The following is a 13,049-nucleotide window of genomic DNA, read 5'->3' on the forward strand; positions in this document are numbered from 1 at the left end:
CTTGCCCTCGTACCGGTAGGCGTACGCGTACGCCTGCCCGTACCCGTACATCAGTGCGCCTGAGGTCGATCCTCTCAGGTCAGCGGAGGGGACGGTGCACGTTTTTGTGAGTCGAGGGGCCGGGAGTGGCGTCCGCGATCCAGGGGCCGTCTCCGGAGGGGTCGAGCACGCCCTCCTCCAGCCAGGTGTAGGTGCCGGACAGGACGCCCGCGACGACCTTGCGGTCCAGGTCGTCGGTGTTGGACCAGAGCCGGCCGAAGAGCTCCTCGACGCGGATCCGGGACTGCTGGCAGAAGGCGTCGGCCAGCTGGTAGGCCTCGCGTCCGTGCTCCCCGGAGGCGCGCAGGTGCTCGGCGCGCACGCAGGCCGCGCTCATGGCGAAGAGCTCGGCGCCGATGTCGACGATCCGACCGAGGAAGCCCTGCTTGGTCTCCATGCGGCCCTGCCAGCGGGACATGGCGTAGAAGGTGGAGCGGGCGAGTTTGCGGGCGCTGCGCTCGACATAGCGCAGGTGGGCGGAGAGGTCGGGGTGGCCGTTCGGGTTGAAGGCCCGGTACGCGCCGGGGACCTGGCCCGGGCCGGTGGCGAGCTTGGGCAGCCAGCGGGCGTAGAACCCGGCGGCCCGGGCTCCGGCCTTGGCCTTGTCGCCGAGCGCCTTCTCGGGGTCGATGAGGTCGCCGGCGACCGACAGGTGGGCGTCGACGGCCTCGCGGGCGATCAGCAGGTGCATGATCTCGGTGGAGCCCTCGAAGATCCGGTTGATGCGCAGGTCGCGCAGCATCTGCTCGGCGGGGACGGCGCGCTCGCCGCGGGCCGCCAGCGATTCGGCGGTCTCGAACCCGCGCCCGCCGCGGATCTGGACGAGCTCGTCGGCCATCAGCCAGGCCATCTCGCTGCCGTAGAGCTTGGCGAGGGCGGCCTCGATGCGGATGTCGTTGCGGTCCTCGTCGGCCATCTGGGAGGCCAGGTCGACGACGGCTTCGAGGGCGAAGGTGGTGGCGGCGATGAAGGAGATCTTGGCGCCGACCGCCTCGTGCCTGGCGACCGGTCGGCCCCACTGCTCGCGGACGGCGGACCATTCGCGGGCGATCTTCAGACACCATTTCCCGGCGCCGACGCACATCGCGGGCAGGGACAGCCGGCCGGTGTTCAGCGTGGTCAGCGCGATCTTCAGACCGGCGCCCTCGGCGCCGATGCGCTGCGCGGCGGGCACCCGGACCCGGTGGAAGCGGGTGAGGCCGTTCTCCAGACCGCGCAGGCCCATGAAGGCGTTGCGGTGCTCGACGGTGATCCCGGGGGAATCGGCCTCGACGACGAAGGCGGTGATCCCGCCGCGGTGGTTCTCCGACTTCGGGACGCGGGCCATCACCACCAGCAGGTCCGCGACGACCCCGTTGGTGGTCCAGAGCTTCACGCCGTCGAGGACGTACGCGTCGTCGCCGTCGGGCACGGCGGTGGTGGCCAGGCGCGCCGGGTCGGAGCCGACGTCCGGCTCGGTGAGCAGGAAGGCGCTGATGGCGGTGGTCGCGCAGCGCGGCAGGAAGGTTTCCTTCTGCTCCTGCGTGCCGAACATCTTCAGCGGCTGCGGGACGCCGATCGACTGGTGCGCGGAGAGCAGGGCCCCGATGGCGGGGCTGACGGAGCCGACGAGGGCCAGCGCCTTGTTGTAGTACACCTGGGTGAGGCCCAGGCCCCCGTACTTGGGGTCGATCTTCATGCCGAGGGCGCCGAGCTCCTTGAGCCCGCGCACGGTCTCGTCGGGGATCCGCGCCTCGCGCTCGATGCGCGCGCCGTCGATCTCGGTCTCGCAGAACGCCCGCAGCCGGGCCAGGAAGGCCTCGCCGCGCCGGACGTCTTCGTCCGCGGGCATCGGGTGCGGGTGGATCAGGTCGAGCCGGAAGTGCCCCAGGAAGAGTTCCTTGGCGAAGCTGGGCTTGCGCCAGTCCTGTTCCCGGGCCGCTTCCGCGACCTGCCGTGCCTCGCGCTCGGTCACCTTGGGCTGTGCGGGCTGTGTTGCGGACATGAGGGGGCTCACCTCGCCGCCGGAGTCGGTGGTACCGGCCTACTGGCCGGTGCTACCTGTGAGTCGTACCCAATCCGGGCCCGCGGGAAAAGGGGGACGGCCGGAGCCCCCGCACAGTGGGCTCCGGCCGTCGGCTTTTTGGCCGTACGAGAATCAGATGTCGAGGCCGGTCAGGACCAGGACTCGCTCGTACGTGTAGTCGTCCATCGCGTAGCGGACACCCTCACGGCCGACACCCGACTGCTTGACGCCGCCGTACGGCATCTGGTCGGCGCGGTAGGACGGCGCGTCGCCGACGATCACGCCGCCGACCTCGAGCTCGCGGTGGGCGCGGAACGCGGTCTGGATGTTCCGGGTGAAGACGCCGGTCTGCAGGCCGAACTTCGAGTCGTTGACGGCGGCGAAGGCCTCGTCGGTGTTCTCGACCCTCGTCAGCGTCAGCACCGGCCCGAAGACCTCCTCGACGGCGAGGGTGGTGTCGGCGGGCAGGTCGGCGACGACGGTCGGCTCGTACGAGGCACCCTCGCGCTTGCCGCCGGTGAGCAGCTTGGCGCCGGCGGAGACGGCCTCGTCGACCCAGGACTCGACGCGCTTGGCGGCGTCCTCGGAGACGAGGGGGCCGACGTCGGTGGCGGAGTCGGACGGGTCGCCGGTGACCTGGGCCTGGACCTTCGCGACGACCTTCTCGACGAGGCGGTCGTAGACGGAGGCGTCGGCGATCACGCGCTGCACGGAGATGCAGGACTGGCCGGCCTGGTAGTTCGAGAAGGTCGCGATACGGGTCGCGGCCCAGTCGAGGTCGGCCTCGGAGGACCAGTCGTCCAGGACCACGGCGGCGGCGTTGCCGCCGAGCTCCAGGGTGCAGTGCTTGTGGGGCACCGACTGCTGGATGGCGTAGCCGACCTTGTCGGAGCCGGTGAAGGAGATGACGGGCAGGCGCTCGTCCTTCACCAGGGCCGGCATCTTGTCGTTGGCGACCGGCAGGACGGACCAGGAACCGGCCGGGAGGTCGGTCTCGGCGAGCAGCTCGCCCAGGATCAGGCCGGAGAGCGGGGTGGCCGGGGCCGGCTTCAGGATGATCGGCGCGCCGACGGCGATGGCGGGGGCCACCTTGTGGGCGCACAGGTTCAGCGGGAAGTTGAACGGCGCGATGCCGAGGACCGGGCCCTTGACGAAGCGGCGGGTCAGGGCGAGACGGCCGACGCCGCCGGCGTCGGTGTCGAGGCGCTGGGCCTCTCCGCCGTTGAAGCGGCGGGCCTCTTCGGCGGCGAAACGGAACACGGACACCGCACGGCCGACCTCACCGCGGGCCCACTTGATGGGCTTGCCGTTCTCGGCGGAGATCAGCTGGGCGATCTCCTCGGTGCGCTCGGTGAGCCGCTTGGACACGTGGTCCAGGGCGGCGGCACGGACGTGGGCGGGAGTCGCGGAGAACTCGGCCGTCACGGCGTACGCCGCGGCCACGGCCTCTTCGACCTGGGCGTCGGTGGGCACGCTGACGGTGCCGACGAGCCGGTTGTCCCACGGGGAGTGGACGTCGAAGCTGTCCTCGCCGGTGGCCTGGCGGCCGGCGAGCCAGAAGGCGTGGGTGGAAGTCATGCGAATCCCGGCCCTTCGAGTGTGTGCGGGGTCCTTGTCCCCTCCACCGTAGGACTCCGTCCGGGTTTCGGCGTTTAGCCGGGGTGGAGCATGACGGGGCCCGGCCGCGCCGCTTTGTCAGTGTCGCCCGCGCGATGCCGCTGCGCGGGGCCGGTTTTCAGCCGTCCGGCGTGGGACGGCCGTGCGCAGCGGCCGACCCGGCTGCTGCGCGGCGGGCGAGGAGGTGGCTACGCGGCGGGCGAGGAGGTGGCCTTGAGGGCGAGCCACAGCTCCATGCGCACGTCCGGGTCGTCCAGCGAGCGGCCGAGGATCTCCTCGACCCGCCGCATCCGGTAGCGCAGCGTATGCCGGTGCACGCCCAGATCGGCCGCGGCCGCATCCCACTGCCCGTGCCGCGAGAGCCACGCCTGCAGGGACGCCACCAGATCCCCGCGCCCCTTCTCGTCGTGCTCGCGCAGCGCCCGCAGCGTGCCGTCCGCGAAGGCCCGTACCGCCTCGTCCGCCAGCAGCGGCAGCACCGACCCCGCCGCCAGGTCCTCGTGCTCCACCATCGGCCGCCCCCGCCGCCGGGCCACGGCCAGCGCCTGGTCGGCCTGCTTGAACGCCGCCGCCACCCCCGAGGGCACCGCGGCGGCGGACAGCCCGACCACCAGCTCGTCCGGCTCCGGACCGGTCGCATCCCGCCCGCGCCGCGACTCCAGCGCCTCCGCGTGCTCCGCACAGGCCTGCACCGCCGCACCCCCGTCGGCCGCCAGCACCACCAGCCGGCCCGGCTCCGGAACCACCAGCAGCGCCTCCCCCGCCCGCGCGGCCGCCGACTCCACCGCGTCGGCCAGCAGCGCCAGCCCCTGCGGCTGCGCGGTCCCCGGCAGCGCCGGCTCCGCCACGATCAGCCGGAACGGTGCCTCCAGCAGCGGCCCGTACAGGTCCCCGGCCACCGCCCGGGCGTGCTCGGCCTCCCCGTCCAGCAGCATCCGCAGCACCGCCGCCCCCAGCCGGGACTCGGCGTCGTGCAGGGACCTCGACCGCTCGGTGGTCAGGGTCAGCAGGGCCACCGCCGAGTGCACGGCGTACCGCTCGGCGGTGCCCAGCGGGGCCCCCGTGCCGACGGCCAGCGCGCCGCGGGCCCGCCGGCCCGTCCCGAGCGACTGGAGTTCGACGCGGTCCTCCGACCCGCCGACCACGGCGCTCGCGGGCGCCGGCCGCTCCCGCAGCCGCTCCACGTCGGGGGTCAGCCGGGCGGCCCGGCGCGCGGCCCACTCCGGAGCGACCGCGACCACCGCGCCCGAGGTGTCGTACAGGGCGGCCCAGCCGTGCACGTGCGCCGCCAGCCTCGCCAGCAGCTCGGCGGGCCCGTCGGCGGAGAGCGCGGCCCGGGTCAGCTCCCGCTGCGCCTCGAAGCCGGCGGTCACCGCGCGGTACTGGTCCGCCGCCAGCGCCGCCGAGACGGCTTTGCTGATCGCGAGGAACGGAGTCCTGCGCGGTACCTCCAGCAGCGGCAGGTCCTCGGCCCGCGCGGCTTCGACCAGCGCCTCGGGGATCGCCTCGTAGTTCACGCCGACGGCGAAGCCGATGCCGACGACCCCCGCCGCGGCGAGGCGGCGTACGTACCGGCGCATCTCCTGCGGATCCTCCGCGTCCAGCTTCATCGCGGTGATCAGGAGCAGCTCGCCGCCCTCCATATAGGGGACGGGATCGGCGAGCTCGCTGACGTGGGCCCAGCGCACGGGGGTGTCGAGGCGGTCCTCCCCCGCCCGGACGCTGAGCTTGAGCGCCGAGTGCTGGACGAGTGAGGCGAGCGTGAGCGGCATCGGGTACCAGGGGCCTTAGAGGAGGGAGGGGTACGGCGGCGGGGAAGGGGGCGCGGCGGGAATTTCGCGATTTCGCCTTGTCGTATGAACGACCCCCCTCGATTCTGCCACCTCGTACGGGTCGGCTCAGCCCGTGGCGGCCAGCCGCACCAGCAGCGGAGCCGCCCGTTCCCCCTTGACCGAGGTCAGCGAGAGCACGGCGTGCCCGGGCGGAACCGTGTTGGCGAGGGCCGAGGCCGACCAGCGCTCGCGCTCCACCCGCCGCACCGTGACCGCGTCCGTCGTCACCGCTTTCCCGGTGATCAGCTTGCGCACGGCATGCAGGGCCCGGGTGAAGGGCTGATCGGCGTAGACCGTCCGGCTCGTGACGTCCCGTGTCTCGACCAGCTCGGTGCCCCAGGCATCGGCGAACCGCTTGCCGTCCCAGGTGGTGACCCCGGAGAAGGCCACCCGGCAGCCGACGGCCCCGAGCAGCGGAGTCCTGAGCGTTTCCGGTACGTCGTCCAGGGTGCGAAGCGCGAGCAGGACTCCGGCGTTCGCCGTGCGGAGCCCCTGTACTGCGCGCACGACATCGGGGGTCAGCGTGTGCGAAGCGTCGTCGACGGCGAGGAAGGCGAAGAGGGAGCGGTCGGCACGGGCCATCGCGGAGGCGTTGAACTGTACGAGCAGCAGCCTGGCCAGCAGCCGCGACGCGTCGGGGTGACCGCGCTCCGGGAGGTCGATGCGGACCCGGATGGGGTGTTCGAGGGCACGCATGGAAAAGGGGCGACCGGTGCCGGTGCTGTCGAAGAAGCCGTGGAAGGCGGGCCGGTCGAGCAGCGCCACTCGGTCGGCGAGGGCCGCTCCGGGATCGCCGTGCGCGGTGTGCTGGCGGACACGGGCGTCGAGCTCGCGCAGCATGGTCTCGTGCCCGGCGCTCTCCAGTTCCCGCCGCAGTTCCGCGAGGGCGGCCGGCAGCTGGTCGAGCAGCGCCCGCAGCTCGGGAACGGCGGGGAATCGGCCGTACGCGGCCCGGAAGGGGCCCAGGAGCTGGGCGAGGGCCGTGGCGGCCCGGCGGACGTCGAGCCCCGGCGCGTCACCGACGAGCGCGTCGGCGAGGAGGGAGGCGGCCTCGTCGGGGTCCGTGGTGCCGCCGTAGAGGTCGAGGTCGTGGACGGACGCGGGGTCGCCGGGGCGGACCACGATGTCGTAGGCGTCGTCGGGCCCCAGCCGGCTTCCGGCGCCACCGACGGCGATCACCGCCGCCTGCCCGGCGAGAGCCTGGAGCGCCAACGACTCGACGACCGGCCTGACCAGCAGGCTCGTCTTTCCGGCGCCCGAGGGGCCGACGGCCAGAACCGAGGTGCCGAGCACCTCCGGGTCCACCGCGAACCCGGTCCCGCGCCGCTCGTACGGGTTGGGCTCGGCGTCGGTGACCCGGCCGAGCCGGACCTGTGCAACCGCCAGGTCGTGGGAGGCGCTGCGCAGCGGCAGGTCGCGCGCGCCCGAGGGGTGGCCGCAGGCAGCCGCGCCCTTGGCCTGCACGGCCTGGGCGAAGGCGGCGGCGCGCGAGGGGTCCGCCATGACGGACTCCCAGGCGCGGCGGATCCGCGCGAGGTCGACGTCGTTCATCCGGCCCGCTTCGGCCTCGGCGGCCAACCGGTCGGCGGACTCCCCCAGTCCGGCGGCACGCAATTGCGGCCAGCCGGCCGGATCCTCCGGATCCCCCGGGCGCCCCGGATCCCCCGGGGCGGCCACAGGAGGGGCGGCCGGGGTGAGGAGACCGGCCAGCAGGGAGGCCCAGCCGCCAAGGCGGCCGAAGACGAGGACGAGGGGGAGATAGATCAGGACGTAGAGGGCGTATGTGATCACCGAGGCGGCCGTGCTGCCGAGTTCCGCGTACGGCAGGTGCGCGAACGCCAGGGGATAGACCGACAGGGTCTTGTTCTCGATCAGCAGCACCACGACGAGGGCGGCGGCCGCCGAGCCCAGCGCCCTGTACCAGGGCCCCCGGGCGGCTACCAGCCGGTCGAAGGCGGCTCGCCATCCGCCCACCTTGGCGAAGCCGAGGAACATGCCCACCGTGCCCAGCAGTTCGTAGAGCTCCAAGGCCGCCATGCCACGGTGGTCGACCGGCGCGCGCGTCAGGCCGTCGGTCCACCATCCGGCTGGGGTGAAGAAATAGAGGGGAGCCCCCAGGAAGGGGAGCTCTCCTGCGACGAAGAGCCGCCAGCAGACGAAGTAGACGAGGAAGGCGATCACCACGCGGGTCAGCACGGACCGGTCGGAGCCGGTGGGCTTCGGTTCGGCCGGGGTGTAGGCGTAACGCCAGATGCCCGGCTCCGCCGCCGGGCGGGGAGCGCGCAGCCAGGCGGTGAAGGGGGACTGGGCCGACGCCGAGCCCTCGGCCGCCGGGCGGGGTGCGTGGGCGGGCGGCGGCGGGGCCTTGGCCGGCCGTGGCGGGAGCACGGGCGGCGGTCCGGCCGGGCGGGGCACGTGGCCTCCGGCGGTCACCCCGTCAGGCGGACCACCGGGCCCGCCATGGCTGTGGCCGTACGTGCCGTCGGTGTCCATGAAACCCCTGCCCCCTGCCCGTGCCTGCGCTGCGTCGCTCAATGTAGTTGCCCGGAGGCGGCCGTGGGCCCCGTACGAGCCCCTGTGTCCGCAGCGTCCACAAGACAGGCGGCGGGTCCTTCCTATGGCCGTCACGGACAAGGACACGCGGGCACCACTCCCGAACGGAGCATGCCGTACCCCCTCCCCCGGGCCTAGCCTGCGGACAAAGACACAAGTGCGTCCGAAAACACCCCCCAGGAGCCCTCTATGACCGCTGTCCCGCAGGAGCGCCGCATCGTCACCGCGATCCCCGGCCCCAAGTCGCAGGAGCTGCAGGCCCGCCGCCTCGAGACGGTGGCCGGCGGCGTGGGCTCCGTGCTCCCCGTCTTCACGGCCCGCGCGGGCGGCGGCATCATCGAGGACGTCGACGGCAACCGCCTGATCGACTTCGGTTCCGGCATCGCCGTGACCTCCGTCGGCGCCTCCGCCGAGGCCGTCGTGCGCCGCGCCTCCGCGCAGCTCGCCGACTTCACCCACACCTGTTTCATGGTCACGCCGTACGAGGGCTACGTCGAGGTCTGCGAGGCGCTGGCCGAGCTGACCCCGGGCAACCACGCGAAGAAGTCGGCGCTGTTCAACTCCGGTGCCGAGGCCGTCGAGAACGCCGTCAAGATCGCCCGTGCGTACACCAAGCGCCAGGCAGTCGTCGTCTTCGACCACGGCTACCACGGCCGTACGAACCTCACGATGGCGCTGACCGCGAAGAACATGCCGTACAAGAACGGCTTCGGTCCGTTCGCCCCCGAGGTCTACCGCGTCCCGGTCGCCTACGGCTACCGCTGGCCCACCGGCGCCGAGAACTGCGGCCCCGAGGCCGCCGCCCAGGCGATCGACCAGATCACCAAGCAGATCGGCGCCGACAACGTCGCCGCGATCATCATCGAGCCGGTCCTCGGCGAGGGCGGCTTCATCGAGCCGGCCAAGGGCTTCCTGCCGGCGATCGTGCAGTTCGCCAACGACAACGGCATCGTCTTCGTCGCCGACGAGATCCAGTCCGGCTTCTGCCGTACCGGCCAGTGGTTCGCGTGCGAGGACGAGGGCATCGTCCCGGACCTGATCACCACCGCCAAGGGCATCGCGGGCGGTCTGCCGCTCGCCGCCGTGACGGGCCGCGCCGAGATCATGGACGCCGCGCACGCGGGCGGCCTGGGCGGCACCTACGGCGGCAACCCGGTGGCCTGCGCCGGTGCGCTGGGCTCCATCGAGACCATGAAGGAGCTCGACCTCAACGCCGCGGCGAAGAAGATCGAGTCCGTCATGAAGACCCGCCTGACGGCCATGCAGGAGAAGTACGACATCATCGGCGACATCCGCGGCCGCGGCGCCATGATCGCGATCGAGCTCGTCAAGGACCCGGTCTCCAAGACCCCGTTCCCGGAGGCGGCCGGCGCGCTCGCCAAGGCCTGCCACGCCGAGGGCCTGCTCGTCCTCACCTGCGGCACCTACGGCAACGTGCTCCGCTTCCTCCCGCCGATCGTCATCGGCGAGGACCTGCTGAACGAGGGCCTGGACCTCATCGAGGCGGCGTTCGCGGCCATCGGCACGGACGTCTGAGCGACCCTCCGAACACCCGAGCCCGCCGGTACCCCCGGTAACGGGCAGGCACTGTGAAGAAGATGTGGGGGGCCGATGGCAGGAGCGCGTTCCTGCTGTCGGTCCCCTTTCCGCTGCCGTACGGTTTCTGCAGATGAGTGAGACACCCCGCTCCCGGGAGACCGGGGGCGACACCAGTACCGGGCTTCCCCAGCGCCGCACTGGGCCTGCGTTCGCGCACACTCCTCACCGATCGGACGGCCGTTCGCCCCAAACCCCCCGGGGCGCTCGGCAACCCGATCCGGGCGGCCGTCCCGGAACCATCCCCCCTGTTCCGGGACGGCCGGCCATCCTCCTCCTTCTCCTCTCCCTGCTGGGGCTCGCCCTGACGACCTGGCAGGTCCTGGTCTCGGGCCCGCTGCTCGCGCCGGACGAGCGCCTCAGCCGCGCCCTGGTCCGCACGGTCCCCGACGCCGTCACCGAGCGCCTCTCCGACCTCGGCAACGCCCCGGTCGCCGTGCCGGTCCTGCTCCTGGCGATGGCGTACTCCGTCCGGCGCTCCCGCGCCTGGGCCCCGGCCCTGACGGCGGGGCTGGCGATGGCCCTGGTCCCGGCGGTGATCGTGCCGCTGAAGGAGTGGACCGCCCGCCCCGGCCCCCTCGAGCCGTGGGCCGCCGGCTACTTCCCCTCGGGCCACACGGCCACTTCGGCCGTCGCGTACATCGGGGCGGCCCTGCTGATCAGCCCGTACGCGCGCCGCCCCTGGCCGATGACCATCGCCCTCTCCCTCACGGCCGCCACGGCGACCGGTCTGATCCTGCGCGGCTGGCACTGGCCCCTGGACGTCCTGGCCAGCTGCTTCCTGTGCACGGCCCTGCTGGCGGCCGTCGCCCACTCCGTGCGCCGCGCCGCCGTACGCCGCACCGCCGGCCGCTCCGCCTAGCCGCCGAAGTAGGCGTCGAAGTTCTTCGAGAACTCCCAGGCGCCGAAGCGGTCCCAGTTGATCGACCAGGTCATCAGCCCGCGCAGGGCGGGCCAGGTGCCGTGCGTCTGGTAGGTGCCGCAGCCGGTCTTCTTCGTCAGGCAGTCCAGCGCCTTGTCCACCTCGGCGGGCGGGGTGTGGCCGTTGCCCGCGTTGGTCGTGGCCGGGAGGCCGATGGCCACCTGGTCCGGGCGCAGCGGCGGGAAGACGCGCGCGGTGTCGCCCGCGACCGGGAATCCGGTGAGCAGCATGTCGGTCATGGCGATGTGGAAGTCCGCACCGCCCATGGAGTGGTACTGGTTGTCGAGGCCCATGATCGAGCCCGAGTTGTAGTCCTGGACGTGGAGCAGGGTGAGGTCGTCGCGCAGGGCGTGGATGACCGGGAGGTAGGCGCCGGCGCGCGGGTCCTGGCCGCCCCAGGGGCCGGAGCCGTAGTACTGGTAGCCCAGCTGGACGAAGAAGGTCTCCGGGGCCATGGTCAGGACGAAGTCCGGGCCGTACTTGGCCTTCAGGGTCTTGACGGCCGCGACGAGGTTGACGATCACCGGGGTGGTGGGCGCGCGGAAATCGGTGTCGCCGGTGGCGAGCGAGAGGGAGTGGCCCTCGAAGTCGATGTCCAGTCCGTTGAGCCCGTACTCGTCGATGATCTTGCTGACGGAGGAGACGAAGGTGTCGCGGGCGGCCGTGGTGGCGAGCTGGACCTGGCCGTTCTGGCCGCCGATCGAGATCAGGACCTTCTTGCCGGCCGCCTGCTTGGCCTTGACGGCCGCCTTGAACTCGGCCGCGGATTCCACGTTCGGGCATTCGGCGACCGGGCAGAGCGAGAAGCGGATGTCCCCCGAGGTCACCGACGTCGGTTCGCCGAAGGCGAGGTTGATGACGTCCCAGGAGGCGGGGACGTCGGCCATCCGGACGTAGCCGGAGCCGTTGGCGAAGCTCGCGTGGAGATAGCCGACCAGGGCGTGCGCCGGGAGGCCGGGGTTGCCCGGGTTGCCGCCGCCGCTCGTCGTGGAGGCGGAGACGGGGGCGCTCTTCGCGGACTCGCCCGCCGCGTTCACCGCGCCGACCTGGAAGGTGTACGAGGTGGACGCGGCCAGTCCGGTGACCGTCGTCGAGGTCCCGGTGACGCTCACGGGCGCGGCGCCGTCCCGGTAGAGCGTGTACGAGGTGGCGCCGGAGGCGGCCGACCAGGAGAGGTTCAGGCTGCTCGCGGTGGCCCCGGACGCCGTCAGGCCGGTGGGGGCGGCCGGGGGCCGGGGCTGGCCGGGTCCGGAGCCGCCCGGGTCGGGGCCGACGAGCGTGACGTCGTCCGTGAGGTGGGCGGGCTGGCCGTACCAGCCGTGCGTGTAGATGGTCACCGAGGTGGTGGCCGCGCCCGTACGGAACGTCGTGCTCAGCTGCTTCCAGGCACCCGGGGTCTGCGTCCAGGTGGACACGTCGGTGGTGCCGGTCCCGGCCGCGCCGAGGTAGACGTACGCGCCCTGCACCCAGGCGGCCAGCGTGTACGCGGAGTCGGGCTTGACGGTGACGGTCTGGGAGCAGCGGGCGTTGTCCTGGCCGGCCGGGGTGGCCTTGAGGGCGGAACTCCCGCCGTGGACGGGGGTGGTGACGACGGCTCCGCTGCCGGCCGAGCAGCTCCAGCCGTCGAGTCCGGCTTCGAAGCCGCCGTTGCGGGCGAGGTCGGCGTCGGCCGCCGCGGCCGGCGGGCCCGCGGCGAGGAAGGCGGCCACCGCGAGGGCTGCCGCGGTAAGCAGTGACATGGGTCTGCGCACAACTGCCTCCGGAACATGGGGGGATGGAGCCAGGCCGCCGGTGATGCGGCAGCGGCGCCCAACATGGTCCAGACCAATGCCCTTGTCAAGGCCTGCGGCCCTCCTCCCCCGCCACCCGGGCCGCGGCCTCGTGCATCGCGAGCTCCAGCAGCACCGGATCGGTGAGCGTGCCGCTGCCGTCCGGGACCACCAGCCAGCGCACCCCCTCCGTGGCCCGGCCGGGGTACGGGACGACGATCCAGGTCCCGTGGCCCGCCCCCCGTACGCCGGTGCCGATCCAGCGGGACGCCGTACCCGGGGGCACGAAAAAGCCCAGCCGGGCGTCTGCGAAGTCGGCGAGCACCGGGCCGGGCCGGTCGAGGAGCAGGGTCAGGACGTCGAGGGCGGCCTGCCCCAGTCCTCCGGGCAGGATCAGTACGTCCCATTGCCGGCCGGCGGGCAGCAGGGCGACCCCGTGGGGGTTGCGCTCCCACTCCCACCGGCAGGCGTCGGGATCCGGCGCCACCGATACGAGCCATTCCACCGCGGTCTTGATCTCCGAGCCGCGCATCGCCCGGCCTCCGTTCTCTTCGGTGAGGGTTCCTCACCGGGAGAGAGCGGGGCCGGGCCCTGCGATGACGCGGGTTTGCCCACCCCGTGGTGGTGAAGCGGCTCACGGCATGAACCGCGCCGCGCGCCGGGGCGTGGAAGGGGTCGGGGCGTGGAGGGGGTCGGGCGGCCGGGCGGTCAGGGGG

8 protein-coding genes are annotated in these 13,049 nt (G+C 73.0%); 2 read left to right on the top strand and 6 right to left on the bottom strand.

Annotated elements, in window-relative coordinates; all coding sequences use genetic code 11:
• Positions 1–79: 79 nt before the first annotated feature.
• The 4 genes from IF02_RS0127345 to IF02_RS0127360 form a co-directional block, all read right to left on the bottom strand.
• Complete coding sequence (locus IF02_RS0127345; protein WP_030161497.1) at positions 80–2,023, bottom strand: acyl-CoA dehydrogenase family protein; 1,944 nt, start codon at positions 2,021–2,023, stop codon at positions 80–82.
• Between the two features lie 153 nt (positions 2,024–2,176).
• Entirely contained in the window at positions 2,177–3,622 is a 1,446-nt protein-coding gene (locus tag IF02_RS0127350; RefSeq protein WP_030161499.1) for an aldehyde dehydrogenase family protein, read from the bottom strand.
• Positions 3,623–3,849: 227 nt separating this feature from the next.
• The gene (locus tag IF02_RS0127355; RefSeq protein WP_030161501.1) at positions 3,850–5,433 is read right to left on the bottom strand and encodes a PucR family transcriptional regulator; all 1,584 of its coding nucleotides are present in this window, start codon (positions 5,431–5,433) and stop codon (positions 3,850–3,852) included.
• A 126-nt stretch (positions 5,434–5,559) separates the two neighbouring features.
• Positions 5,560–7,986: an ATP/GTP-binding protein gene (locus IF02_RS0127360; protein ID WP_030161503.1), complete on the bottom strand. Its 2,427-nt coding sequence runs from the start codon at positions 7,984–7,986 to the stop codon at positions 5,560–5,562.
• Between the two features lie 249 nt (positions 7,987–8,235).
• Here IF02_RS0127360 and gabT point away from each other — a divergent pair, with 249 nt between their 5' ends.
• Together gabT and IF02_RS0127370 are read left to right on the top strand one after the other, a co-directional pair.
• On the top strand, positions 8,236–9,582 hold the full coding sequence (gene gabT / locus IF02_RS0127365) for a 4-aminobutyrate--2-oxoglutarate transaminase (protein ID WP_030161505.1): 1,347 nt from the start codon (positions 8,236–8,238) through the stop codon (positions 9,580–9,582).
• Between the two features lie 133 nt (positions 9,583–9,715).
• Entirely contained in the window at positions 9,716–10,504 is a 789-nt protein-coding gene (locus IF02_RS0127370) for a phosphatase PAP2 family protein (protein ID WP_037837234.1), read from the top strand.
• Here the strand turns inward: IF02_RS0127370 and IF02_RS0127375 are convergent.
• Both IF02_RS0127375 and IF02_RS0127380 read right to left on the bottom strand, forming a co-directional pair.
• Positions 10,501–12,303 carry a chitinase gene (locus tag IF02_RS0127375; protein ID WP_051696597.1) on the bottom strand — a complete coding sequence of 601 codons (1,803 nt, stop codon included), beginning with the start codon at positions 12,301–12,303 and terminating at the stop codon, positions 10,501–10,503. The two genes, IF02_RS0127370 and IF02_RS0127375, sit on opposite strands and share 4 nt — an antisense overlap.
• Positions 12,304–12,400: 97 nt before the next feature.
• The gene (locus IF02_RS0127380) at positions 12,401–12,865 is read right to left on the bottom strand and encodes a hypothetical protein (RefSeq protein ID WP_030161512.1); all 465 of its coding nucleotides are present in this window, start codon (positions 12,863–12,865) and stop codon (positions 12,401–12,403) included.
• Between the last annotated feature and the right edge of the window lie 184 nt (positions 12,866–13,049).

It is taken from the genome of Streptomyces sp. NRRL S-244, assembly GCF_000717915.1.
GTDB lineage: Bacteria > Actinomycetota > Actinomycetes > Streptomycetales > Streptomycetaceae > Streptomyces.